General features: G+C 43.5%; 27 protein-coding genes and 1 pseudogene. 9 read left to right on the forward strand and 19 right to left on the reverse strand.

The features are described from left to right. Positions 1-509, forward strand: a pseudogene (locus tag ACW689_RS15125) (hypothetical protein); the annotation flags it as partial. A gap of 242 nt (positions 510-751) precedes the next feature. On the opposite strand, the gene ACW689_RS15130 reads toward ACW689_RS15125, so the two are convergent. Together ACW689_RS15130 and ACW689_RS15135 are read right to left on the reverse strand one after the other, a co-directional pair. Further along, a complete protein-coding gene (locus ACW689_RS15130; protein WP_476292787.1) occupies positions 752-2,098 on the reverse strand; it encodes a transglycosylase SLT domain-containing protein in 1,347 nt (448 codons plus the stop codon). A gap of 93 nt (positions 2,099-2,191) precedes the next feature. Further along, on the reverse strand, positions 2,192-2,770 hold the full coding sequence (locus tag ACW689_RS15135) for a hypothetical protein (protein ID WP_476292788.1): 579 nt from the start codon (positions 2,768-2,770) through the stop codon (positions 2,192-2,194). 185 nt (positions 2,771-2,955) lie between these two features. On the opposite strand from ACW689_RS15135, the gene ACW689_RS15140 reads away from it, so the two are divergent. The 3 genes from ACW689_RS15140 to ACW689_RS15150 are packed head-to-tail and all read left to right on the forward strand — an operon-like array spanning position 2,956 to position 6,269. Next, positions 2,956-4,671, forward strand: a complete 1,716-nt coding sequence (locus ACW689_RS15140) for a COG3014 family protein (protein ID WP_476292789.1) — start codon at positions 2,956-2,958, stop codon at positions 4,669-4,671. A 4-nt stretch (positions 4,672-4,675) separates the two neighbouring features. Further along, positions 4,676-5,293 (forward strand): penicillin-binding protein activator LpoB, encoded by a 618-nt coding sequence (locus tag ACW689_RS15145; protein WP_476292790.1) that lies wholly within the window; start codon positions 4,676-4,678, stop codon positions 5,291-5,293. Next, complete coding sequence (locus ACW689_RS15150; protein ID WP_476292791.1) at positions 5,283-6,269, forward strand: hypothetical protein; 987 nt, start codon at positions 5,283-5,285, stop codon at positions 6,267-6,269. The genes ACW689_RS15145 and ACW689_RS15150 overlap by 11 nt, the downstream gene beginning before the upstream one ends. A gap of 39 nt (positions 6,270-6,308) precedes the next feature. On the opposite strand, the gene yejK is transcribed toward ACW689_RS15150, so the two are convergent. Next, entirely contained in the window at positions 6,309-7,325 is a 1,017-nt protein-coding gene (gene yejK, locus ACW689_RS15155; RefSeq protein WP_476292792.1) for a nucleoid-associated protein YejK, read from the reverse strand. Between the two features lie 65 nt (positions 7,326-7,390). On the opposite strand from yejK, the gene ACW689_RS15160 reads away from it, so the two are divergent. The 5 genes from ACW689_RS15160 (at position 7,391) to ACW689_RS15180 (ending at position 12,369) form a co-directional block, all read left to right on the forward strand. Then, positions 7,391-7,603: a YejL family protein gene (locus tag ACW689_RS15160; RefSeq protein ID WP_476292793.1), complete on the forward strand. Its 213-nt coding sequence runs from the start codon at positions 7,391-7,393 to the stop codon at positions 7,601-7,603. Between the two features lie 4 nt (positions 7,604-7,607). Next, positions 7,608-9,104 carry a DUF3413 domain-containing protein gene (locus ACW689_RS15165; RefSeq protein WP_476292794.1) on the forward strand — a complete coding sequence of 499 codons (1,497 nt, stop codon included), beginning with the start codon at positions 7,608-7,610 and terminating at the stop codon, positions 9,102-9,104. 61 nt (positions 9,105-9,165) lie between these two features. Further along, positions 9,166-9,645, forward strand: coding sequence for a DUF4124 domain-containing protein (locus tag ACW689_RS15170; protein ID WP_476292795.1), 480 nt, complete (start codon positions 9,166-9,168; stop codon positions 9,643-9,645). A 59-nt stretch (positions 9,646-9,704) separates the two neighbouring features. Next, positions 9,705-11,450, forward strand: coding sequence for a bifunctional isocitrate dehydrogenase kinase/phosphatase (gene aceK, locus ACW689_RS15175; protein ID WP_476292796.1), 1,746 nt, complete (start codon positions 9,705-9,707; stop codon positions 11,448-11,450). Then, complete coding sequence (locus ACW689_RS15180) at positions 11,431-12,369, forward strand: LysR family transcriptional regulator (protein ID WP_476292797.1); 939 nt, start codon at positions 11,431-11,433, stop codon at positions 12,367-12,369. The genes aceK and ACW689_RS15180 overlap by 20 nt, the downstream gene beginning before the upstream one ends. A gap of 168 nt (positions 12,370-12,537) precedes the next feature. Here the strand turns inward: ACW689_RS15180 and ACW689_RS15185 are convergent, their stop codons facing one another. From ACW689_RS15185 to ACW689_RS15260, 16 genes are all read right to left on the reverse strand, one after another. After that, the gene (locus ACW689_RS15185; RefSeq protein ID WP_476292798.1) at positions 12,538-13,581 is read right to left on the reverse strand and encodes a phage late control D family protein; all 1,044 of its coding nucleotides are present in this window, start codon (positions 13,579-13,581) and stop codon (positions 12,538-12,540) included. Between the two features lie 10 nt (positions 13,582-13,591). Beyond that, entirely contained in the window at positions 13,592-13,807 is a 216-nt protein-coding gene (locus tag ACW689_RS15190; RefSeq protein WP_476292799.1) for a tail protein X, read from the reverse strand. A gap of 82 nt (positions 13,808-13,889) precedes the next feature. Continuing rightward, positions 13,890-14,336 carry a phage tail protein gene (locus tag ACW689_RS15195; protein WP_476292800.1) on the reverse strand — a complete coding sequence of 149 codons (447 nt, stop codon included), beginning with the start codon at positions 14,334-14,336 and terminating at the stop codon, positions 13,890-13,892. Further along, positions 14,336-17,659 (reverse strand): hypothetical protein, encoded by a 3,324-nt coding sequence (locus ACW689_RS15200; RefSeq protein ID WP_476292801.1) that lies wholly within the window; start codon positions 17,657-17,659, stop codon positions 14,336-14,338. The genes ACW689_RS15195 and ACW689_RS15200 overlap by 1 nt, the downstream gene beginning before the upstream one ends. Positions 17,660-17,947: 288 nt before the next feature. Further along, positions 17,948-18,205: a phage tail assembly protein gene (locus tag ACW689_RS15205; protein ID WP_476292802.1), complete on the reverse strand. Its 258-nt coding sequence runs from the start codon at positions 18,203-18,205 to the stop codon at positions 17,948-17,950. Between the two features lie 6 nt (positions 18,206-18,211). Beyond that, complete coding sequence (locus ACW689_RS15210; protein ID WP_152086226.1) at positions 18,212-18,721, reverse strand: phage major tail tube protein; 510 nt, start codon at positions 18,719-18,721, stop codon at positions 18,212-18,214. Further along, entirely contained in the window at positions 18,721-20,070 is a 1,350-nt protein-coding gene (locus tag ACW689_RS15215) for a phage tail sheath C-terminal domain-containing protein (protein WP_476292803.1), read from the reverse strand. The genes ACW689_RS15210 and ACW689_RS15215 overlap by 1 nt, the downstream gene beginning before the upstream one ends. Before the next feature lie 143 nt (positions 20,071-20,213). After that, positions 20,214-20,549 carry a GPW/gp25 family protein gene (locus tag ACW689_RS15220; RefSeq protein ID WP_476292804.1) on the reverse strand — a complete coding sequence of 112 codons (336 nt, stop codon included), beginning with the start codon at positions 20,547-20,549 and terminating at the stop codon, positions 20,214-20,216. Between the two features lie 15 nt (positions 20,550-20,564). Then, positions 20,565-20,864 carry a PAAR domain-containing protein gene (locus ACW689_RS15225; RefSeq protein ID WP_476292805.1) on the reverse strand — a complete coding sequence of 100 codons (300 nt, stop codon included), beginning with the start codon at positions 20,862-20,864 and terminating at the stop codon, positions 20,565-20,567. A 3-nt stretch (positions 20,865-20,867) separates the two neighbouring features. Further along, positions 20,868-21,578, reverse strand: a complete 711-nt coding sequence (locus ACW689_RS15230; protein WP_476292806.1) for a phage baseplate assembly protein V — start codon at positions 21,576-21,578, stop codon at positions 20,868-20,870. After that, positions 21,568-22,176, reverse strand: a complete 609-nt coding sequence (locus ACW689_RS15235; protein WP_476292807.1) for a hypothetical protein — start codon at positions 22,174-22,176, stop codon at positions 21,568-21,570. The genes ACW689_RS15230 and ACW689_RS15235 overlap by 11 nt, the downstream gene beginning before the upstream one ends. A gap of 85 nt (positions 22,177-22,261) precedes the next feature. After that, positions 22,262-22,618, reverse strand: coding sequence for a hypothetical protein (locus ACW689_RS15240; protein WP_476292808.1), 357 nt, complete (start codon positions 22,616-22,618; stop codon positions 22,262-22,264). Positions 22,619-22,626: 8 nt separating this feature from the next. After that, the gene (locus ACW689_RS15245) at positions 22,627-23,394 is read right to left on the reverse strand and encodes a hypothetical protein (RefSeq protein ID WP_476292809.1); all 768 of its coding nucleotides are present in this window, start codon (positions 23,392-23,394) and stop codon (positions 22,627-22,629) included. A gap of 13 nt (positions 23,395-23,407) precedes the next feature. Further along, on the reverse strand, positions 23,408-23,968 hold the full coding sequence (locus ACW689_RS15250) for a phage tail-collar fiber domain-containing protein (RefSeq protein ID WP_476292810.1): 561 nt from the start codon (positions 23,966-23,968) through the stop codon (positions 23,408-23,410). Then, positions 23,968-24,909 carry a phage tail protein I gene (locus ACW689_RS15255; protein ID WP_476292811.1) on the reverse strand — a complete coding sequence of 314 codons (942 nt, stop codon included), beginning with the start codon at positions 24,907-24,909 and terminating at the stop codon, positions 23,968-23,970. Before ACW689_RS15255 ends, ACW689_RS15250 begins: the two co-directional genes overlap by 1 nt. Continuing rightward, a complete protein-coding gene (locus tag ACW689_RS15260; RefSeq protein WP_476292812.1) occupies positions 24,910-25,824 on the reverse strand; it encodes a baseplate assembly protein in 915 nt (304 codons plus the stop codon). Between the last annotated feature and the right edge of the window lie 361 nt (positions 25,825-26,185).

A 26,185-nucleotide genomic window follows, 5' to 3' on the forward strand; every position in this document is an offset into this window, starting at 1 on the left:
CACAACCTGAAGCGCCAGTTGCTGAAGAACCGGCTGTAGAAATAGCAGCACAACCTGAAGCGCCAGTTGCTGAAGAACCGGCTGTTGAAGTGGCAGCACAACCTGAAGCGCCAGTTGCTGAAGAACCGGCTGTTGAAGTAGCAGCACAACCTGAAGCGCCAGTTGCTGAAGAACCGGCTGTAGAAATAGCAGCACAACCTGAAGCGCCAGTTGCTGAAGAACCGGCTGTTGAAGTTAAAAAACAGGCAAATGTTAACGGCAGAGCACATGCACCTAGAGTGCGTTTTACACAAACATCAAGCTCGCCGATGACCAAAGCAAGCAGTGTTGACGAAGTCACTGAAGTCATTACACCGTCAGCGATGCCTCATGAAGCGCGTGAAGTTGTAGCAAACTCAGGACTATCTGCCGGTTCAAAGGCACCTGTAGGGCGAGCAAGCTCAGCAATGGCATCAACCATGTCAATGGCAACAGCTGAGCCTATGAGCGAAGCAAGTCATGCAGAGTGAACTCTGACTAAATAAAAAAGGCCGCGTTGCGGCCTTTTTTATTATGTTTGTTCTCAAATTAAATAACATTTATTTGCTTTGCGACGCGGTCTATTTAAGACAAAAAAACCGTGTCGGTAAAAAACAAAAATTTCGTTAGAAGTTGTATCTAAATGACAAACTTTTAACGCCACTGCCGCTAGGCTTAATCACCCAAAATGATTAAGTATGGTTGCTGACCGATACTAAGCTATGGCTTATGACTAAATTTCTTGATAAAGAGACTCACGCTCTAATACACGTTTCAAATAATGCTTAGTCTCATCGTAAGGCAACCCTGCTTCCAATGCCTCTCGAACACGTTCTGGCGTCAATGAGTTAATAATGCGACTGGCTTTTTTAATATTGCGAGAACCATCACTGTTAAACACCCTCGCAACATTCCCTGCTCCCGTGTTATAAGCGGCGATCATGCAGTATTTACGGCTCAAAGGATCATTAATGTGGCGCAAATACCGTTTATCTAAAATATGAAGATAGGCCGCGCCCGCTTCTATATTATTTTCGGCCACATAAAGATATGGACTAGACATAGGCTCGTCTACTTTAAACAAAAAACGGTTAACATCGACACCAGCACTGGTTGGTACAATTTGCATCAGACCAAACGCAGGAATAGCTGATTTAGCCAAAGGGTTAAAATGGCTTTCTGTGTGCATCACGGAAAAAATCAAACTTGGCTCAATATCAAAACGTTGACTCTGTTTTGCGACATCCGTTTTATAAACCTGTGCACGCGCGGGCCTTAACGTATTCTTTGGTAAATTGATAACAAATTCACTGACCTTCTGCCCATTTTGAGACTGACCAGCAAGCTTTTTGATACTGCTTTTTAACTTCTTCAAGCGCTCAGTTTCTAGCTGTTTTAATTCCGCATTCTTGTGAGCAAGTTGCTGATTTGCTGTTACTACATCGTCTGACGAGCTTTCCTGCGACAAAGACTCATCCAGCTGGCGTTCTATAAGATGCTGCTGTTGTAGCGTTTGCTGTTTGATTTGTCGCTTAGCATCTACCAAAGCTTGTACTTTGCGGCTTAAATCTACATTGTGTACGCTTTGCTTAATCAGTTCTTCTCTTTGCTCCCCCACATCTTGCTCCTTAAAAAAAGCATCGAGCAGTGCACTATTTGATTTCAAAAAGGCATCAAAAACCTGCTTGGCTTGTTCTTGGCTAGGTGTATCTGATGATGAGTGCTTAATGGCAACTTTGAGCGTATTGTTCTCAAAATCTACTTCTAAACGCGTATCGTTTGCTTCACTGTAACTGACATACTTCACATTATCAGACATTGTCGCCTCACCCCACTGCATGATCAGTTGATCACGATAGGCGTCAAACTCGGCAAAATGTTGTGCTACGTAGTCTTCGTATTCTTTGAAGTGCTGTTGTTTATATTGCTCAAATTCATCTTTGTCTTGCTGTTTATCATCATTCCCCTGCCATTGCAGCATGGCTTTATCTAGCTCTTGGAATAACGTATTTTGCTCTGTGGCGGCGGCGTTGGTGATAAATTGAGAGGTAATAACTAATGCGATCAGCTGCTTACTCATGCTGTGCTCCTATCTAGTCGATATGCAACAAGAGGCCGAGTGAGGTAGCAAAAAATACCTACCCCACTAAATTTATCCTTAACTAGCAGATCCTTAGTTAGTTAAGCGTGCAATTTCTTTTTCTAAGTCTTGCTCAGCTTTAAATGCTTTAAACTCTTGATACAAGAACTGCTCATCTTTTGGGTTAATGCTTGGTTTGGCTTCTTTGATCAAGTCTTTAAAAAGCGTTTTGGTTAATTCAGGCGATAATGTTGTCAATGCGCAAAAATAATCTTTTCCGCCAATTTCAACGACATCCGCCTTAACAACACGTGAACCATTGAGTGTTTGTTTAGTCAACTGTTTAGATACCGAACTAAATGTGCTACCAACAGTGGTTGCATCATTCGCATCAGTACGATTCGCAAAGGTCTTATCTAACCCTTCAATACGCACTTCTATTTGCTGTGCCAATGCCAAGCGCGCATTGGCCACTGCCATTTTTTGATCTACAGAAATGTTACCTGAGTATTTGATACAGTCCGCCGCTGCAATACCGTTTTCAATTGTCGGATTCAATACCCAATCTGGTATGTTTACACTTGAACTAGACGCACTGTCTTCTTTTGTTGAACTACAGGCTGATAACATCCCTGCAAGTACTAGTGTCGTGATCAGAGGTTTAAGTTTCATTTTCGTTCCTTTTTGCCCGAAGTATTTCTTAGGGTGTAATCTAGCAAACAATTTTGTGGCTAACAGTAATAAATTGTAAAAACGATTTTTAACATTTTATTGCTTTTAAAGTGTTTTTTATTTCTTTAACTTTGTCATATGGCTAATATAGAACACCCTATCACTAACAAGCAAAGGATGCCTCATTGAGTGCTAGCACAAATAAATTCTTAATGTTGATTGTTGTTTTTATTCAACTTTGCTTACTTAGTGCATGCAACATTACCCAGTTTCAACAACTTTCCCCTGCTCAATTAGCGCAGCAGGGTAATTTTACGCAGGCTAAACAGCGCGTTACACAAAATTACAGTAAAACTGGCAACGAACGTCTACTCTACCATCTTGAAATGGCAAGTCTATTTCATCTGGAAAAAAACTATCAACACAGTAATGAGGCTTTAGATCAAGCGCTTATTCTTATTGAGTCTTTTTACACACAGAGTATTTCGGAGTTGGCAATGGTACAATTTAGTGGACCTAATTATTCAACATATAAAGGTAAAGCCTTCTATTTACCGCAAATACATGTACTTAAGGCTCTAAACTACAATGCCTTGGCCAAGTTAAAGCCCAATTTAGCACAACAACATCTCGATGCAGCCTTAGTTGAGATGCGCCAACTTGATGTATTTTTGGGTACACTCAAAACTGAAACAGGTGGTTACAGCCAACCAAAAAGCGCTGATCCAATTGCCAATCAAGTTTATAAAATATTAACGCCTATATTTGCGCCCAGTGGCCTTTTAGAAAACATCGATTACAAAGATGATGGCTTTGCACACTTTCTCAGTGCCGTGTTTTTTGAACAAAGTAATGAGCTTGACTCTGCGCGCATTCAGTATCAACGCGCCAAGGATATCTATGAAAGTGGTTTCGCCAAACAATACAAACTACCCGAACAAACTATCGCAAGCGCTAAATCGGGTCTAATGCGTGTAATGCAAAAATCGGGCGGGTATGAGAGGGAGTTACGTGCATTACAGAAACAAACCCATACCCACGATAGTATAAATGCCAATTTAACTGTGGTGCAAAACATCGGTATTGCACCACAAAGGAAGCAACTTAACTTGCTGCTACGCGCTGATAACGACGCAAAAGCACTGGTCATGACACCCGTTCTATTTGGCTCACATCGTGAAAAACAAGCTCAAATGCGCTGGTTTCAAATGCTGCACGCGGATACCAGCATTTTCGATATGATCCAAAATTACATGCTGGGTGATTTTGGCGATGTAGCAATGGGAGCACTGACAAAACGACTACCGCTAGGTCCGCTATGGGATGAAGCCGTTAAGGTGGGTATTGTTGATGCACTACAATATGGCGCTAGAATCTCGGTAACCTACTTGGAGCCGCTCAATAATCAAGTGAGTAGAAGTGAACTATGGATAGATGGCAAACGCAAAACACAGTTACAGCCTTTTCACTCCATTAGCCTACTGACATTACAAGATGCGCTAAAACATGCAAATAGCGAAATTCAAAGCGCACTAACACGAGAGATACTGAAAGCGCTTTCTGCGAAAAAGCTATTAGACAAAACAGGCTTGGAGCAAAATAACTTATTGGGAAGTTTGGCAAAATTAACTACATCTGTAGTCAATGCTGTAACCGCTTCCGCAGATACGCGCCAATGGCAAACATTGCCAGCCCAGATCCGCATGGCACAACTGCCAGTGAAAAGTGGCAAGCATACTTTAACGGTCAAAACTTACTTACGCTCTGGTCAAGTCATTGAAAAATCAGAAGAGGTTACGATATCCGAGACAATGAACTTATGGCATACACGTACATTTTTAAATAATACGAATACGAGTGAGCGCGCGTCGCTCTCAAGCTCAATCTTGAATATGGAATAATGGTATGAAATACAATCGCAAATTAATTAAGCTCGTTCCGCTTGCTGTGCTATCAACAGTGGCATTAAGCGCCTGTCAAAGTACAACTAAAGTGCAACGCGTCGATGCGAATCAAGAAATTGCATTGTCAGATAAATGGAATGGGAAAGACTCACAGCTTGTTGCAGAAGCCATGATAAGCGACATGCTGAGCTTTCCTTGGGTCAACGACCATTTGAAAAAAGAAGGCACTCGTCCTGCTATCATCATTCAATCTGTTCGTAATAAGTCACACCAGCACATTGCAGTTGACACATTCTTGAACGACCTTAAACGGTCTATTTTGCGCTCAGGACAAGCGGACTTTGTGGCAAACAAAGAAATCAGACAGGAGATCCGTGATGAACGTAAAGATCAGGAGTTGAACTCAAGTTTAGAAACGCAAAATGAAATGGGGCAAGAGCAAGGAGCTGATTACGCTCTTTCAGGCACAATCAATTCATTTGTTGATGAGCAAGGCGGAACACGTGTTACTTTTTATCAAGTAGACTTGCGCTTAATTGACATGACGACCAATCGAGAGGTGTGGAATGGTCAGAAGAAGATCCAAAAACTACAAGAGCGTTCAGGTTATGGCTTCTAAAAAACTTTCAGTTGCATTACTCGCAGTCGCGGTTGCAATCACTGGCTGTAAGTCAACGGCCACACAACCAACAAACACAGAAAAGCCCGCGTGGGTGATAAGCCTACCAAGCTCAGACTATCTGGTTTATGGCGTAGGCGTTGCGGATAGTGTAGGTGATATGCAAAATGCTCAGCTCGCGGCACAAGAGTCTGCAAGATTAGCCCTTGCTAAGCAATTGAACGTCACAATTTCAGCGCATACATCGGTAGCGCAAACTGCCGATAATAAATCGATGCAATACCATGTAGATGAGTTGATCAACAGCAAAGTGCCTAACATCACCCTACAAGGCGTAAAAATTGAAGACGAGTTTCAACAGGGTAATACCGCTTACGCATTAGCGTCGTTTAATCGCACCGAAGCGATTATGCAAACAGAGCTGAGTATTAGTGGTATCGACGGCGAAATCATGCAGGTAGACCTGAGCTCATCAAATAAGTCACAGCGTTTGAAACGTGCAATTTCAATACGCACATTGGCCATTAAACGCGACAAGCTAAATGATTACCTACAAATGCTGCAAAGCCCAAAAGTGTCAACTCCCAGCAATGTGGCTGAACAATTAGATAACAGCGAGTCAGTACTGAATAGCTTAACGTTCAGCATTGTGCCCGACGCGGCCCAACATGAAAACATTCGTGACATTATGGCTAGTGCCCTATCCAGCAATGGTATCGCTATTTCCACCGATAATGCAGACTTTGAGCTGTTATTTCGCGTAAACTGGCAAGAAATAGCTAAAGCCGGTACTTTTTACAGTATTGCCGACAGCTATTTAGTGGTGAAAGAAAATGGCCTAGAAAAAGCGCACTTTAACAGTAAAGTAAAAGCGGCTTCTTCCTACGCGCAAACCGCTAAAAATAATGCCATGCAAAAGCTCGCAAATAAGCTTTCTACTCAGCTCGCAGAATTTATCGTTTCTGGCGGAGCGTAAACCAATAAAAATGCCGCATCAACTGTGCGGCATTTTTTGTCACTCGCTTTCTTCTTCATAAAAGCGTTGCAATTGATCCTTCAGGTTAGGCGGTACACCTTTTATTGTTAGGGTATCCGTGCGCGCATCATAAATGACTCTTTCACCTAAATGCTTACGCTCAAAGCCCACGCTGACACCACCGCCAAGACCTGAAAACTTAACCATGGTACTAACGGTCTTTTTATCGACAGGAAAAGATTCAGCAAGGTCATAGCCTTGCTCTTTGTAAAATTCTTCAAAAGGCGCATCTGACGATTTAGACAACGTATCAGAAAGGGTTTCGATGTTGGCATCTTCACCGGATGCAACACAATCATTACAGTAATCAAAAACCTCTTTTCTTAGATCATCTTTCTCTTTTTTATCAAACTGCTGTTCACTTAAGTAATCTTCTACCGCATTCAGCATCACTTGTGATTGTTGCTTCGGATCAATCCCCTCTTCACAGCCTAAAAAGTCTAAGAAAAAGTCAGCCACTTTACGCCCAGCACGGCCTTTGATAAATGAAATATATCGAGCATCATCAGGCTGCGTATCCCACGCGGATAAATCCACTCGAGCAGCGAGTTGCATACGCGAAATATCTAAATGACGCGACGCGGATAGGTCTAGTTCTGAAGTAATTGAGTAATGCTCTTTAATATTAATCAGCGCAATTAATATGTAGTCGGTTGCCACGTACTGATAATGACAAAATACCAAATAGCCCGTTTCATTAAATGCGTACTTATTTAACTCTTCTTTAAGTACTTCTGTGGCTTGTTGAGTTAAATGCCAAAAACCAAGTTCATTATTGCGGTAGCTCTGCATAGCCGCTGATACTTGCGAGTTCTTATCTGAACTAAATGCACAAAACCCTTTGCCTGGCTTGCCATTGTATGCGTGATGTAATTGCTCAATGAATACACCAACCTTATCGTTGATCTGCATTTCATCTTCGCGTAGGTGGATTTGTGTATCATCGTCATGCTTGTCTACATAGTGTACAACAAGCTTTTTCACCTCTATGCTCATCTTTGTTTTTCACGCCTCTAGTGTTAAAATAGAAAAATTATAACTCTTTAAAATTGAACCAACTGATGCCTATCCAATCAAAATATTCCAATGAACAAGTTGAACAAATTGTTGACCAGCTAATAAATGTACTTACCGCCCAGCAGGCACCAGTTGATTTGAGCCTCATGTGTTTGGGAAATTCTATCACGCATATTTTAAAAGAACATGTGCCTGAGGCGAAAAGACAATCTGTAGCTGACAACTTTGCAAAAGCGCTCGTACAATCGGTAAAGTAACTGGATGAACCTAACTCCGCAAAGCCCTTTTTCGTCAAAAGCCAGCCAACTACTAAGCTGGGGTCACTGGTTTACCTTCGCAAACATTGGCTTGGTATTGCTTATTAGCGCCAGCTACTTATTTGCAGACAAAGCGCCGGCTACGGCGCTTGGTGGCTTCTATATGCTTGTAACTTGGCTAAGCCACACCAGCTTTATTACCTTCTGTGCTTTCGTTTTAACGATATTTCCACTTAGTTTAGTATTCCCCTACCCTCGCCACATACGAGGTATGGCAGCAGTGATAGCAACATTTGGGATCAGCATTCTCAGCTTGGACGCATTTGTATATTTTCAACTGGGCTATCACTTAAATATGCAATCTCTGCCGGAAATTGTGTCTTTGCTGTGGGCTAAATTTAACGGCTCCCCAGTACTCGTATCTTTAATAGCCGCAGGTTTTATTGCACTTGTGCTGGTATTTGAGCTACTTGCAGGTAATCGTGCTTGGCGGCACCTTGAAGAACTTAAGCATTTTAAATTTCCACGATACGCTACAGCGGTATTAGTTGGCTGCTTTGCCACAAGCCATAGCATCCATATCTGGGCCGATGCTAACGCCTATTTCGATATCACCAAACAAGATAATGTGCTGCCTTTATCTTACCCTACAACAGCTAAAACTTTACTCGCCAGACACGAGCTTTTAGATATAAAACAATACGAACAGGCAACAGATATTCGTGTTGCTCAAGCGCAAACACAATTTTCTTTGCAACAGCCCATTGAGCAATGCGCCGTTGCACAGGTTGAGCCTGCAACTATTTTAGTGTTTGAAGACAGTGATAAATTGAAGCGCTTTGCTGAGCAACAAACACTGATTGAAGTTAAACAACTATTGCAACCAACCAATCGTGAAGATGCAATATTTAACCTCATCTATGGCCTGCCCGCTTTTTACCGCCCAGCCATGACACAATCACCCGTTCCACCTTGGAGCTCAGCACAGCCGCTTGTCAGTGTTAAAGGGTTTAACGCTTACCAAGATATTATTGCTGATGATGCATTGATACATATCATTAATGCGCAAAGCCTACCAACAATTCCAGCTTTGAAAGGCCCAGTGATTGCCCTTGCGCTTGCCCCATCAAGTAGTGAAGTAATTTACAATGGTGTGTTTTATAGCAACATGTTTTCTAGCTCTGATACATTAAGCTTCAAACAACCACATGACATTATTTACACGCTAGTTGCGGAACATTTGCAGTGCCCTAACCTTGCACAAACGGCCATGTTAGGCCGAGACCTAAAGCACAGTACGGGTATTGAAGGGGTAAACTATACACAAGGTGTTTTAGTTGCGTTTAGAAAAGATAGGATCACATTAGTTCGCCAAGATGGGAGTTATAAAAACGTCTCTGGCGCTGAAGGCTTTGCCATTGATCAAAAGCTCGATATTCCTTTTTTGATCAATAGTATCAAAGTACTGAAGAAATTTTCTAACCAAGATGACGCTAGATAGCTTGCCAAATTTTAACCTTTGGCTATCTTTTGAAGCTGGAGTTATAAATTAAGGAAATCACATGGTTCGTGGCGTTATCTTGTTTTTGTTGTTATTTCACTTCCCCACTCACGCAAAAGTTATCGTTAATTATTACAAATGCGTCACTGAACGCGGCACCTTTTACAGTAAAGTACCGTGCGGGGGAAGAGGTACTCAGCATATCCTCACTAAAACAACGCCTGAAACCGAACCTGAAGCAACGGAACCTCAACAATATAAATCGCTAAACAGAATTGAAAGAAAACAAATTGTTCGAAATCTAAAGAACGAAATAAGAGCAAAAAAACATGAGGCTGCCACACTCAATCGCGAACGAGATCAAAGCACTCGTGATCAGCAGATGCGCGTGAGCCGCCCTATGACTGAAAATGAGCGAAAAGAAACGATCAAAGACATCAAGCGCAAACTTAAAGACATCAATAAACGTTATTACAAGCAAGCTCGCACCTTAAACAAACAAATTTCTACGCTAGAAAAACAGCTTAGACGTTACGAATAAGTGACACCAAAATAAAAATCCGTTAACCTAGGAACAGGTCCGATGACTTGGAGAGCAGGGTGTCACCATTTTCAGTAGCCGAACTGATCCTCGCAGGGTTTACTAAGCATTATCATCTATTTCAGTCAATTACTAAGCAAGCTAGTGATGCTTTTGCGCAGCAAGATTGGCCCAGAACCCAGCAGATCAGTAAATCTCGCATTAGCCATTATGATGAACGCGTAGACGAAACCATTACTCAGCTAAAGCGGGCTCTTCCTTGCAAAAGCTTGCAAGAACCACTTTGGCATCAGGTAAAACAAGAATACTTGAGCCTGCTCAGCTTTCACCCTCAAGCCGAACTCGCCGAAACGTTTTACAATTCTGTATTTTGCAGATTATTTCACAGACGATATTTTAACAACGACTTTATTTTTGTTGAAACCACGCTGAAAGATGCGCCTGCTCTACCTGTTGAGGCAGAGTATCGAAGCTATTTCCCTGTTGTGGATGGCCTAAAACCAACGATTAAAAAAATCATCAACCAAATGGACTTTAAGTGCAATTTTGATGATTTAGATAAAGACATCAAACTACTTACCAAAGCCTTCATTCGACAAGCACCAGATACACACCATCAAAGTCACCAAATGCGTTTCGATATATTACAGTCGCCATTTTACAGAAACAAAGGTGCCTACATTATTGGACGAGTGGTCTCCACCAGCGGTATACAACCATTTATTATTTCTGTTCTACACAAGAATAACGGTAGTTTATACATTGATGCATTACTGACAAATTCATCGCAGATGAGGGTGATATTTGGCTTTGCACGTGCCTACTTTATGGTTGAAACTCACGCGCCTTCAGCACTTGTTCGCTTTCTCAACCAGCTAATGCCAAACAAAACTCCTGCCGAACTCTATAATGCTATTGGTTTTCATAAACAAGGTAAAACTGAGTTTTATCGCGAGTTCTTACATCATTTAAGTAATAGTCAAGACAAGTTTTCGATTGCACCGGGCACCCCTGGTATGGTCATGATGGTATTTACACTGCCAAACTTTCCATACGTGTTTAAAGTAATTAAAGACACCTTTGCAGAGAGTAAGCCATTTGGTAGAGATACCGTACTCGCCCGCTATCAACTGGTTAAAAACCACGACCGTGTTGGCCGAATGGCAGATACCATAGAATATTCAAATGTCGTCATCCCCAAAGCTAGATTAGAGCCACAACTTTACGACCAGCTAAAACAGACCATTGCAGGAAGTATGCAAGATGAGGGAGACATGCTCGTTATCAAGCATTTATATATCGAGCGACGCATGATCCCACTCAATCTATTCTTACAAAATGCGGATCAGCGTCAAGCTGAAAATGTCATAAGGGATTATGGCAACGCAATCAAAGAAATGCTACAAGCCAATATATTTCCAGGAGATATGCTACTAAAAAACTTTGGTGTAACTGCACATCAACGCGTGATATTTTACGACTACGATGAAGTTCAATATTTAACCGATATGAACTTTAGATCATTACCGAAAACGGATTTGTCGGATCTCTACTCTGGGGCAGACGAATATTCAGCGGCACCGCAAGATGTATTTCCAGAACAACTGTGTACTTTTGTACTCACAAACCCTACACTCAGAGCCATATTTGAAAAAGCGCACCCAGAGCTATTGAATGCCAGTTACTGGCAGCAAGCACAAGAGGATATAAAAAATAAGGTTATAAAACATGTATTTCCATACCCTCAAGAACAGCGCTTTAAACAACAAAAAATAAAGGAACACCGTGAACATCAGCAAAATTGATTTAAACCTGTTGGTTTACCTAGATACCTTGCTCCGCGAGTGCAACGTAACACGTGCTGCAAATCAGTTAAGTATCACCCAACCTGCGATGAGTAACGGTTTGAAAAGGCTACGTAACTTATTCAACGATCCAATTTTGGTGCGAACCAGCGAAGGAATGGTGCCAACTGAACGCGCTCTGGAACTTCAGCCCGTGATCCGTGGTATTTTGATGACGCTAGAAGAGACCTTAGCACCGAATAGAGAGTTTGTTGCCAGCCAAAGTAATCGCGTATTTCGCATTATGGCCAGTGATTATGCAGCAAGCACTTTAGCCCCAAAATTACTCAATAAACTACATGAAGAAGCACCAGATACGACCTTAGATATTCTCACCCCGAGTGACGTGACCTTTCACGATGTAGAAAATGGCAAAGTGGATATGGCAATAAATCGCTTTGAAAATTTGCCGCAGTCGTTTCACCACAAACAAATATGGAAAGACAGCTTTTGCTGTTTGATCAAATCAGACAACCCTATCATTGATAACTTTAACCTTGATGCCTATTTGAAAGCGCGACACATTTGGGTGAGTAAAACAGGATTTGGTGTGGGTGTAGGTATGGACCCTGCTGACGTTCAAAAGCTGGGTTGGGTTGATGAAGCCTTGGCACATTTTGGTAAGCATAGAAACATTGCCACATTTACACGCAACTACCATGTCGCAATACATTTGGCAAAAGAGCAGAATTTGATAGCAACTTTGCCGTCAAAAGCTGCGAATATCTACAAAGATGACCCAACGTTGGCCATTTTGGAACCACCATTCCCTATCCCGCCTTTTGAACTGGATATGATCTGGAGTCCACTGCTACACCGTGACGCGAGTCATATTTGGCTTAGGCAGAAAATTGCAGAAGTGGCACAAGAGTTGAAATGAGTTTTGGAAGGAGGCCAGAGCCTATGTGAAAACATAGGATGGCCTTAGTTGGAGAAAGGAATCGTTGGTAGGATTTAGGAAGATGAAAAAAGCCCAGATGGTATTGCACCAGCTGGGCATTAATTAATTGAATAGTAAGTTTAAGTTTTTATTTATAGGATCTAGCGTTTAAGTGAGCTGCTCACAGATTAAGTGAGAGCGGAAGCCTTGATAATTAATTTGGTGCTCAACTTCACAGACATACCACTTACCTAAAATTTGCTCGACTTTGTTTGTTTCTGTGGTGGATTTATCAACCACCTTAATCACCGCGCCTGCCACAATTTTCGAATCGCCAATCATCGATAAAGCCAGTGTTTTGGTCGCACGCTTTAAACGATTGTGTTTGGCTTTGGCGGCCCGCTTCGCGGTTGCTTCATCAGCATACACATAGGGCAATACCAGCGCGGGACTGCCCCCACCTTCTTTAACTGGCATGCGTGTTGCCGTTTCTAAATCATGATAAAACGCCGTGACTTCACCTACTTGGCGATACGCACCTTGCTCATAATGCCAATCAAGTATTTTAAAATTGCTGACTTCAACTTCCGTTAACGACTTACCAGAGAGTGACTTACCTGTGCCACGCGCCATAAAGATCAGCTTGTCGTAGGCTATTTTCAAAACAGCATCAAACTGCTCGGCTAATGAACTCAAAAGCTGAGCATCACTCTCGTTTTGTTCAATATGGGGCAGCTCAATGTTTTTAAAAACATCGCCGACGCGAGGGTCTAAGCCATGCTCACCAGCAATGTCCGACACCAGCTCACCCAGCTTTTTAGGCTTTTTAGGATCTTCCGGCCATGAACGCTGTTTGGGTGTTTTCAAAGTCGTGTGCCAAAACAGCTTATTGCCAAACAGTTCCATTGAACGGTGAGGACCGCTCAAGCTGGTTTCTCCTACTTCAAAAATACCAAGCGGTTGTAAGGTAGCGGTTTTATCTTCGTTGCCTTCCTTGTAACCCATTGCAATTTCAACGGTATCCGTTGGTTTTGACACTTTAATCGGTGCAGGCTCTAGGTTATCAAAACGTACATAGCAGCTATCGCTCATCAACCCCGTTTTTAAGCTCACTCTTACGTCAACGATACGATCAACCAGCCTTTTAGCGACTTCTTTACCGTTGGTTTTAATAGAAAACTGGGGTTGAATGTCTTTCATGCCACTGTCCATCGTTTATACCTCAATCCCAGATGTTAATTACGTTTTGCGCAATTGGTTGCTCAACCACTTCAGGCAAAAATATTTCAATATTTTCTTCATAAATCGCCCCGAGCTCAGCCAAGCCATGATTGGCTTCTAGCACCATTTCGACCATGTCACTGCTGCGCCCATAGTGGCGCCAACAGATGTTGTCTAAACAGTCACCATCGCGGGTAATATAGGTCACACCACTCATTGTAATCTCCTAGTTACTTAACCAAAACGCGGGGTAATGTCTGATAAAGTTCATAAAATCAAACCATTAACCCAAGTTCAGCTCACTTAGTATTGCCGTCATAACTCTCTAAGGTCATTTGGAATTGAATTTCTCTTGGAATACCATCGTTTAAGAACAGCTTGCGCTCTTCATTAATCGACTTGATGATCCACTTACCCATTACGCGCCCGACCGATGGACTCGATTTACCGCTTTCTTCCACGTAACCCAAGGTCAGAGGCTTGCCTTTGGCAGCCTCCGCGCGCATTTTGTCTACCTGTACTAAGCCACCTTCGACTAGTTGCGGGTAGATGGTGCCATCAAGATTAATACTTTGCCTGCCAACCCCTATAAACTGCTGTACTGGACTGTTTTTTTCGGTTTGCGACTCCTGGGTCTTCCAGCGATATTCGGTTTCGTAACTTAATTTACTAAAAGCCGCACTACTTACTGAGAATTTATAGTCTCCCAGTTGCATCATGTGCGATGCACTACTTACTTTTGCCATTAGGCTACCTCGTCAATGTATCTTAGGCGCATATCGCGCTGTGCTTGTTGCTGCTTTTGCTCAAGCACTTGTTTAATTTGTTCCGCAATATCTACAGCCGACATTTCTGGCGTAGCATTCACCGTAATATTGGCGTTCACCGTCACACTGCTATTTACATTAGGCTGTGAAGACGGTGATGCTGACTCTGTACTCGCAATTTCATGCAAAGCATTTGGGTCGCTTTCCAGTGTTGATGGCAATAATGCAGTGTCTTTTAATTTAGTCGCCAGCTGAGCGGTCGGCTTTGCATTGGCCTGTTCTTTACCCAGTACTTTTTCACTAAACCAGCCACTCACACCACCAACTGCTTTACCAATCGCGCTACCGCCAAAAAAGCTTAATATAGGTGCAGTCGCTGCCAATACAGGATTTTTAGACTTGCCGAGTGTACGGTTGATTAGCTCACCCGCTACCCAACTACCACCTGTTTCCCCCATACTTTGTGCTTTCTCTTTAGCTGATAAGGCATCATTATTCGCTGTATTGAGTATGCTTAAACCGTTCACAGCATGACCTAAAATGCCTGTGGCATTAGCCACTTTGCTCATTTTACTGCCCGGTTTGTTGGCATTGGGCTGCGTGGCCATGATGGTACCCGTAATGGCACCCATTGGGCCGAGCACATTGCCCGCCAAGCTCAAAATATTGCCAAAGGTGTTTGAAGTATTTGTAGATTGTGATTGCGCTGCATTATGAGCCGCACTTGTAACCGAGCTAATTTGACCCGTAACACTGTGACTAAAGCCGCTATTTAGCTCAGAGCTCAGAACCTGATTATTAGCCTGAGTTGTTTGCTGTGTATTGCTGGTCACTGACTTAACAATAGCGTCATTCGCAGCAGTTCGACCCAGCGTTTGGTCTACTTTGCCAATACTCAAAGGTTGCGCATTGGCTAAGGATGTTGGCTGACTTTGTGCGCCTGATGTTGCATTATTCGCTGTATTACTTGCCTCAGGAGAGGTTGGCGCTTCATCTTCAATTTTGCTACCAAACCAATCACCTAAAAATCCACCTAGAGACTCACCACCAAACGAGCCGATTGCTCCGCCAATCGCACCACCAATTAGGGTACCAACGCCCGGAATGATGGAGCCAATGGCAGCGCCCGCAGCAGCACCCGCCATGGCACCACCGACGCCACCCGCCGCAGTACCAATTTGCTGTGACTTTTCACGTTTGCTTAAACTGTCATCTGACAAGGTAGAAGCAACATCTGCCGCGCCCATAATGCTACGCAATGGACCTGTAAATCGACCAAGCGTTTTAGTGATTGGACTGCGTGAAATACTCTTAAACAAACCACCCGCTTTAAACTTAGGTTTATTCATCTTGCCAAAAATAGGGTCATTTGCTGCCCCGCTTCGGCCAAGCTTTAACTTGCTGGTTTGTTTAGCTGGCTGACTAGACGATGATTTGCTTGGCGTTTTAGATGACTGCTTGTGAGATTGCTCACTTAAACCACCATCCAGTACTTTAAGCGCTGGTTTTGCGATCTTAGCCTTTGCTTTTGGCTTAGCTTGCGTAACATCTCTGCCCTCTTTTGCCCAAGGCTTTTTGTTACTGCGATATTGTGCTTGATTGCGTTTACCACCTCGACGCTTGCCTTTGCGGTTTTTGTTCGATTTCTTGCGTCGTTTTTGCTGTTTTTCTGGCTCTTCATCATCACCAAGCGATGATAAAAATTCAGTAGCAGCATCACCTACCGATGATAAATCACCGTTTAAAATGCCTTTAAAATCAAGCTTGCCAATGGCAGCGCCATGCTTTTTAAACATAGATGCTGCATCGCTAAAGCCAAATGAATTTAATAAGTCAGGACCTGCTTTCACCAAAGATTGCAAGTCGCCTTCCATGATCCCTTTCATATCCAGCTGCTTTAAAGCCGGTAATGCGCTTTGTAACGCCTTTGCAGGACCTTTGAAGTTTGCCGCTTCCATTAAGCCCGGTGCAGCATCCAATAATGACGAAATATCACCACTGGCAATACCTTGCATATCCAGCTGTTTAAGCGCTGGTAACGCAGTTTTTAATGCCTTGGCAGGGCCTTTGAAGTTTGCTGCTTCCATTAAGCCGGGTGCAGCATCCAATAATGACGAAATGTCACCACTGGCAATGCCTTGCATGTCTAGCTGTTTAAGCGCTGGTAGTGCAGTTTTTAATGCCTTGGCGGGGCCTTTTAGGTTAGCCGATTCGAGGATCTCAGGTGCAAGCTCAATTAAAGAGGACAAATCCCCTGCCGCAACACTTTGTAAATCAAGTTGATTAAGTGCGCTAACTTGCTTTGCTGCTGGCTGCTTATATTTGCTCGTCCCTGCCTTATTAGATTTATTTTGCTTTAACTTCGTTGTTTTTAATGCCGAAGGCGCAGGGCGTCTATTGCCTTTTGCACCTTTGCCCGCTGTACCCTTGCTTTTTGTCTTCAATGGCGTCTGCTTTTTTGCCCCTTTTGACTCTAACGCACTGACAGAAGGCGCTGCACTTTGCAACGTATCAGACAAGCCCATTTTTTCTTTGCTAGGCGCAACTTGTTTGCCTTTTTGCGTGGGCGAAAATTGGTTATTTACCGTAAGCTGCTGTTGAACATTTTTAACATTAACCACTTTTAAGCTGGCTACGGTATTGAGTAAACCACGGATGGCATTACCAATACTTTGTTCAAACGCCTTTGGTAAATCTTTCCCGAGTCCCAAGATAGCGTTTTCAACCGCACCAATAGACCAGTTAAGTTGCGTGAAGCTTTCGTCCAGTGAAGTAACATCAATGGCATTGAGCAAATTCGCTGTGCTGAATTGCACAGATGATAGGCTTTCGCGCATGACACTTTGTGCATCTAGCTGTCTCACTGCCGACTCTTGGGTACTCAACAAGCTACTTTCAATCGTTGCACTGTCATTGCTTGCAGGGCTTTGCGCCAACACGCCTTTTGGTACTTCTCCTTGAGGGCCTTCGCCTCGAGGGAATGCACTTGCTTGTTCAACAAGCGCTGCATTGAGGTCGTGCAAATGTGCACGCAACTGCGTAACATGGCTTGCCAAAAGTTCATTAACGTTAAATTGAGATAACAGGCCAAGTAATGATTCCAACGGCTTAGTATCAAACGCGAGCGCTTCATTTTGAAGCTGTGCAATTACCTGCCCAAGTACTTCGGCACTGGCGCTGATGTCTTCATATGGCTGAACGCTTGGCAGCTTGTTTTTCACCTTGTTTTGGGCAGTTCCCTGCTCAGTCGAAGCGCCCTTAGTTTGTGGGCGAGTTTGATCAGAAAAGTCCTGATTTGTCATAGCAATACCTAGGAAATACAAAGAAATGAGCGACGTGCCTGTGTTGGAAGTGCCGTAAAACCAAAGGAGATTTGGCTAGCACAAGCAGGCGTGATGTTTATTTTTGTAGAGCGAATCACACTCAAGTAATGTGATTTGCTCTACAAAAAAGGCGGGATTAACCCGCCTCAGTCGATTGTTTATAGTCTACGGCTGCCTCAAACCATTCGCATAGCTCAGGTTCGGTTAGCGCGTTTAACTCGTTTAGGCCCCACCCAGTATATTTAGCGAGGGCAATAACCATGGCTTTTAAGCGCTTGGGCGGGATACGAGAAAAGCCTGTAGCTTCTCGCGTAATTTGACAAAGTCACTCCAGTCTAATTCTTCAATCACATCTGGAGAAACCTCGCACAGATTTGAGAAGTAGCGAATTTCGCTTTCTGACTCACTCAAATCTGTTTTGTCCACCATTAAACGGTCACGTACTTTTGGTCGTCTCATTGTTAATTGGGCATACTCATGCGCGTCGACCGTTACTGGGAAGTTCAGTTTAATGATATCTGTCATAATTTATTACGCTCCAATTGCAGCACGTAGAAGTGCCATTTGATCTTTACCGTTGATGATACGAGTATCGTTGTATAGGTCGATGTCGTAGATAACGTCTTGACCAATTTCTAGTTTGTACTTTTGAACCGCGTATTGAAGCGTTAGTTTTGCTTCTTCGCCGTCTTTCCAGTTACCCATTTCAACTTCTTTGAAGAAGCCTTCCAGAGTCACTTTAACAGGTACTGGCTCTTCGCCTTGTGCTTGAATTGCACCACGCGCTGTAAGTGGTGTTGTTTTACCACTCCAGTCACCTAGTAGCTTCATCATGTCAGCGTTGTACTCAAGTAACGTTACTGAACCTTCAAGCTTTTCAAGCTGACCTACATCTAGCTCGATTGGTGCTTGGAAGCCAGACGTTACTTCACGAGTTTTAACTGTTACTTTTGGTAGTGTGATTTCATCAGCAATACCTAGGTAGCCTTTACCATCAACGAATAACTTGAATTTTTTTAAGATTTTAGGAGACATTGCCATTATACGATTTCCTCTAGGTAGTTGTTGGTAAGAATGCTCTTGAAGGTGATGTGTTCAGCCGGTGTAGGTGGTGTAAAGTCAAAGCTGAAGAACACTTTACCTGCTTGAATGTTTTCAGGTGAATTTAGGTCTTCGTCAGCCCAAATTTGGCCACCTAAAATCGCACCCTGTGCTTTTAGTGTATCAAGGTAAGACTGAACACTTTGCGTTACATCTTCGATGTAAGTTTTCGTGATGTTACGGTCAACCGCCCACATGTGTGCACGTAGCAGTGAATCGTTAATCATATCGGCAGTACGAACAACTGATAAGAACGCCCATTTAGGGTCGTCAGAACATGTACGGTTACCCCAAAGTTTAAAGCCGTTTTGACGGATGATTGTCGCCACTTCTTTTGCGTTAAGTAGGTTTGCTCGTGCTTGAGCATCACCTAATTGGAAGTCAACCGGACGCACAGTACCCACAATACCATTCATATTGGTATTACTTGGGCTCCACCAAAAACCACGGTCGTTATCTGATTTTGCAATCATACCGGCAACGCGTGCACTCGCTGGCTCATCTTTTGATGCACCACCACGTAACACTTTAACACCTGGGTCAACCAAAAATACACGGCGAGAACCGAACCTGCTTCGGAAGCTGATGGCGTCTTCATGCTTTGAAGCCTGCTTTGCATCAGCAATCACAACTGCACGCAAACGTTCAGCCACTTCCTTCATTTTGTCAACGACAGCATACTGTTCGTCTTCCGTGCGTTTTTCATAGTAGTCAGGTGCAACTAGAATGCGTGGCGCAAAGCCAACTACAGACTCTGCGTCTAAGAACGCATTCACACCCAAGTTTTTGCCGTCGTCATCAACACCGAATTCACCGCCAGTGATATTGCTTGCGACGGTAGTGGTCTCAGTTGCTTCTGCAACACGAATAACCACAACCAGTGCACCCACTTGGTCAAAAATACCGTCAAGACCAGCTAGCAAAGAGCCTTGTGCTTCAAAAGGTACCTCTGTAACTGTTTTCTTAACATTTTCTTTAATTGCGTTAAGTTCATCAGCAGTAGGATCTTTATCATCATTAGCAGCTTTATGAGCAGCCACGGCTGCTGTTACAGCTTCTGCACGTGCAGCCTCTAGAGCGGCAGAATAGTTTGGATGCGCGCGATCAAATAGTTTTGCAGCATCTGCGCGTTTACCTGCAATTAATACAGGTGTATTAAGCGGGAATGCCGTTTTATCAGCAAATGGTGCGGTGCCAACCAGACCAATAACTGAGCTTTTTACTGTTTTAATTGGACGAGTGCCTGATTGCGCCTCGATCACCTCTACACCATGTAGAAATTGTGACATATGATTCTCCTTTAAGGGTATGTCAGTTAGAAACAAAAAAACCACGCATAGCGTGGTTTGAGATTAAAAAAATAAATGGGAGGTTAAGCCCAGTTTGTTTGCCGTTTTGCCAATTCAATTAAACGATGCCTAATCAAATTGGTTTAAACCTGAATGCCTTCAATTAACACGGGCTCGCCGTTAATTAAGTAAAGGCCATTGATGTCTATAGATAATTTACCGCTACCTGCTGGATGCACGGCAACTGACTCTAAACGAAAGCGTGGCTCCCATTTTTCAAGCCCCTCAGAGATGGCCAGGGTAATATCCCCCACCAGCGAAGTAGAAAAGGGTCTGTCGAGTAAATCGAATAAACCACAACCATAGTCACGGCGCATGACTCGACTACCGAGCGGCGTAGTGACAATATCGCGGATACTTTGTTTTAAATGGTCAACCCCAGAAAGCGGTTGACCTGTTTGTGCGTTCATACCAATCATTGTGCTTCCTTTTTGTTAACCGCCCACAGTAAAGCTACCTTCGCCCAGTGCCATAGCACCACCGCAACTGGTGGCATCACCGATGCGGGCCACAGCTTTACCTGCAATAGTAAAGCTCCCTGCCCCTTGGGATATTTTTTTACCGATATGCTTGGTTTTTGGGTCGGCAATCATACTGTGTGTACTAATAGGGTCACCTACACGCAAAGCAGGTTTTCCCGCGACCGTAAAGCTGCCTTGTGTTGCACTGGCAGTACCGGGCAAAAAGCCCACATGTACATTGGTTAAATGGCCATCAAGAGAAATAGCGGGCATAACCTACTCCTGTGCACTGATATTGCTACCATTGAGTTTCAGTGTGGCTGCAGCTTTTACTGCAACATTGCCACCTGTAGATTCGATATTGACCACATCACCTTTGAGGTTCAGCGCATCTGTTGCCGTAACAGAAATGCTCCCTGTATTGGTGGTCAAGCTAGCATCACCATTTTCGACCGTGATACTGGCATTTTCCGTGACAGTAACGCTGGCGTTATTTTTTACAATTACGTTCAAGTCGTTATCGCACTCTAATATGATGTCTTTGGCTGACTTGAGTTTAATTACCGCAGTATCTTCTTTCACATCAATTAAATATTGATGTTTATTGCGGTCGTACTCAACCACCGAACCATCTTGATATTTAGTGCGCTGCACGTTTATGCGCTCTTCCTTGGCTACATCGCTTACTACTTTGTCAATGTTGTGCTCTTTTTGGTACACACTTCCGAGCACCACGCCTTGGGCTAAGTCGCCGCACGGTGCCAACACCATCACTTGCTCGCCCACTTCAGGCGCTTGCCAAGTCATATCGTTAAATGCTTGATTGGTTAGCCATGGCAGCCAAGTGGTGAGCCAGTCACCAATTTTAACTCGCACCTTAGCTGTTTCGTAATCCACCTCATTCACAGTGCCAAGGGATATCAGCTTTGCTAAACGGCTTTGCATATCGGCTTGTGCTAGATTACTTTGTAACGGATTAGCCAGCATTATCCACCTCCGCGATGACCACTTCCCCTTCAGCATTGACGGTTGCCACATGATGGTGCTCGCCACCTTGAGGGCCTAGATACACATCGGTAATGGTTGGTCCCGGTAACTCCTCTGGCGGCTCAACTTGATAGTAAAATTCCCAAATGAGTTTGGCTTTGCCTATCATGGAGTCGCTTTGTTTGGTAAAGGCAAACTCGGCATTTTGCGCCACAAAATGTTGCCAAGAAACGGGCACACCGTCTGCCTGCATCAGCGCTTCACTGGTATCAATCACGGTATCCAAACGCTTCAGCAGCGCGATGCTATCGGCATCTTCCGCTTCAATGTCTAGTTGCAGTTTTAACACTCGTCTGTCGAGTGGGTTTGGGCTTAAGTTCTTATTCGACGTAGACCCATAGGTAACGCCTGATGCGCTCCCGCTACTTTGCAACTCACTGGCTTGACGTTCTGATATCAGCGTGACACAAAGCTGCGCCGCTTGCGTTAAATCTGGATACGGCAAGGTGTGTTTAATATGGCCAACTTGAGCCATACCTTGTAATCCAGACGTCAGGTACTCAAGCACCTTTTCAACTAGGGTACTGCGATGATTCATAGTGATTCTCTGATAAAAAAGCTCAGCCTAACAATGAGGCTGGAGGATTAACGGCGGACGATGTGCCCGAAGGGGTTTGGATGTGTTATTTTGCTTTTGCTAATACTTCACTAACACCCGAAGCACGGGCCTCTATCTCTTGAAATACGTTTTCAATACCTTTGTGCTGATATGGACAAGTCACCTTCCCTTGCTCCACTTTTTCCACAAACTGACCTAATAACGCATTTGATTCCGATGCCGCATTTTTTACTTCTTCCAGTGAAGTCGCCGCTGCCAACTTAGTTGTTAATTTGGCAAACTCCACCAATAAGATATGACATGTGTCAGACACTGTACCTAATAAAGACTCATGGTCAGCAACATTAAGTGTAATTTGGCCTCGCTTAACTTGTTTCTCAAGCTCTACAATCGCTTCTTCTGATAATGGTTGATATTCCATAATTTCTCCTAGGCATTGATTGCTGGGTAATTGATCACTCGATCGATAGAAAAGAAGCTGTCTCCACCAAACTCCAGTACATTTTGGGGCTCAACACCATTTGCTCTTTTCTCTGGTACGACATGATTTTTGAATCTTACAAATAGCTGACTATAAGGATGAAGACCTGAAATCTTTACCGCATTAATATCGTAAACTCGAGCACAACTCGACCAACTGCCAACACCGTGTACCGTTAAATTCTTAGCCGCTATCTCTTGGTCTATTTGCTCACTGGTGGCTTCAGAGTTAGCAAGAATAAACTCTATATAGGTGACCGACCAATCATTAACATACTGTTCTGGTGACTCGTAGTACCCTGGATAGCTGCGATACGCATTAATCGTGTGAACTTTAGTCAACTTCTGCGGCACTGGATAAGTATGATAACCCTTATTGGTAACTGGTACCTTCTTCCATAGAGTTTGTGTCTCATCCGTAGGATCTATCGCTGGCTTTAATGAAGATTTAGAATGCTGAATACGATCATAATAATTAATAACTTGATTTGCGTGGCTATTACCTAATTCTAAAATAGCACTATCTATATCTTGATTAGCTTGAGTAATGGTCTGGTTTACTTGAGTATTCGTTTGCGCTATTACACCATCAACCTCGCTCATCTTGCTCGATACTGTACTGTTAATTTGACCAATTTGATCTTGTACTGTTTGCGTAAGCGTGTCTGCCGCAGTGACCACATCGGTCAACCGTTGCGTCATAGTTTTATCTGACATAAAAACTCCTTAGTTATTGAGCTTGCTCTAAAGCCACTAAACGCAGCTCTTGTTCGATTTGTCTCTGCATAGTGTTCAGCTGTACTAAAGCCATATCGGCTAGCTCTCTGTCCACAATGATATTGAGGTTGTCTACCCCCACTTTCACTTCAACACTGTTAGATGGAATTTGCGCCAGTGATAACGTCAGCCACTGCAACACCTTTACATCAGGAGTCCGATAACCCAACGTGGTATTTTCTTGAGAATATACACCCAACAGAATAAGTTCAGGTTCCCCTTCACCGCTGTGATCGGGCGATTCGATAAATACGCCGATTTCACAAATGGCATATTCCAAAGGCGCATCAAATTTGGCGGCGATTTTTAGCTCGCTACTTTCACCATCGCTATAATCAGTATCAACAATGGCAACTCGTTCCTTTTCACCTTTGAGTGCCGTTTGTGTTTTACTCGGTGTGTAAGCGGCGTCACCAAAGGCCATATGACTAATTTTGCCTTTAAAGCCACGCTGTGTAGCACTAAGCAAAGCGTTTAGTCCCGCTTGTGTAAACTGCAAGGTTAATACAGACATTAAGTCGCTCCTTGTAATGTTAAATGATTAAATTGAATACGAGTCAATAAGGCTGCTATCCCTTGAGATATTTCACTCGGTTCAGGTTTTACACCTAGCCAAGCTGCCTGATATTCACAGTTTGCAATCGCACTTTTACCCGCCAAAACAGCCCCCATTTCACTTTGTGTATTGGGTGGTTCAATACCACTTAGTTGGCCATTGAGGTCAATTGCAGCGATCCCTTGCTGAGTACCAAGGCCTGCGGTTAAAAAGCCATTCGCTTGATTTGGCTTTACACCCTGAAATTGCGCTTGTTTGTCGATTGTTCCAACGCCATGTTGACTACCTAAAAAAGCGCCCGAAAATAGTGCGCCATCATCAGGATGCACGCCAATAAATGCCCCTTCCTTGCGGGCGAGTCCAATCCTTGCACCACTAAACAACCCGGTACCAAAACTTTCTCTTAAAGAAATACCCAACTGCAATTCAATATGTATTGAGGCACGTTTTGCTGTATCGACGATCCGCCTGACTTGCTCTAGCATCGCTTTTGTGAGTAGACCTTGCTCTCTACTGTCGAGGTTTTCATTCACTAAGGCATTAACAATCACAGTGCCTCGCTTCGCATTATCGCTATGCCACCATTCTTGAATGTCGTTTTCTATGCCTAAACTATCCAACGCCTTTTGCAGTGCATAAGGGGTGGCTTTAAAACGATGTACTTCAAAGGCATCATTGATGACTTGGCGTTTGTTTTTTTCACTCCAAGCATCATTCCAATCATCTACCGACAGTGACCAAGCAAGCCATGGTAAAAGCTGTGCTGGGCATTTTTCTGGATGCCAAATATCTTTTAATAATTGGGTGTTATCGGGATAAGTTAATAACTCAGTGAGTGCTTGCAGCAGTTTGCTGGCACTGCTCGGTAGTAGCTTGGGTAATTCCCTAAAGTCATTCATTTACGCCTCCACCACCGATGCATTCACGGTCACGCTTTTACACACCGCCACTTGGTGCGCAGCAATTTTAATGTCTGATGTTGGGCTGATGATTTTACCGCTTTCCACACCCGGTTGATTAAGCGCGGCAAACAGCCCCATTTGATTAATATCTCTGCCTAGCAAAGCTTGTTGCGCTAAATATTTGCTAAGCGCGGCTTTGACTGTGTGCTCAACCGTTGACGCCGCAGGACCTGGTGCAATATTTATCGCCACCTCAAGTTCAAACTCGATGGGTTCAGGGCCTGATAACGTGACTTTGTCGCCCAAAGGCCGCACTTTTGAGGCGGTTTTGTTTGGCCCGCTGCCATCGGGCAATAAACCAAAGTGTGCTCGAAGTGTGCTGAGCAATTCATTCGATGGTACACCGTCTTGCTCGTGGCTAAGCACGGTAATATGTATCTCACACGGCTCAGGGCTTGTTACGTACACGTCTTTTACTCGTGTATCCGCCGAGAGCGCATGAAATTGATAAGCCTGTTTACTACCTGCGGTATTTAAGCCTTCAAACACCATTTGAATGCGACGGCGAAAACGCTCATCGTCTTCGGGTTTTGCCAGTTCGCCCTCGCCGAGCGTTTGCCTTGCTAGATTGTAGCGTGCAGCAATGGCGTCCAGATCTTTACCTGAGGCACTGGCCAGCATATTGCCCTTGATGGCATCGTTTAACTTGCCATCAAATAACAGTTGTTGATACGCCATCATCTCAAGCATGACTTGCATTGGCTCAGATTCGTAACTTAAGGCGTCTTGATAGTGCGGGTATTGCGACAATAACTTGCTTTTAAGCTCACTGAGCTTTTGTTCAAAATCTAACTCTGTGATGGTGTCGGGTAATGGTACCTTAGACATATCTAATAAATTAAAAACGCGCATAAGCACCTCTGACGGCCAATAAAAAAGCCTACATTAAAAATGCAGGCTTAATTGCTTTGGATAATGGAACTTGTTATTTAAATGCCCGTGTTTAGGCTTTTAGTAAATTGCTCAGTGTATGTATATCTTACTGATTTTTAGCATTTAAAACAGGTCAACTCTGACCTGCAAAAAGTATTTATTATATCCCTTAACACGACCTTATCGTCATTCTGACGAAAGTCAGGATCTTGTTGCGTTTCTATGCTTTCAGCTCCTGAAAAAAGTTCAGGATGACTAAAAGCAAGCTCGGAAAGATAATAAAAAAGCCCACCAAATTTGGTGGGCTTGAAACACAAAATAGGACTCAATTAGCTTTTTA

The organism is Pseudoalteromonas sp. ABE4_541 (genome assembly GCF_056312285.1).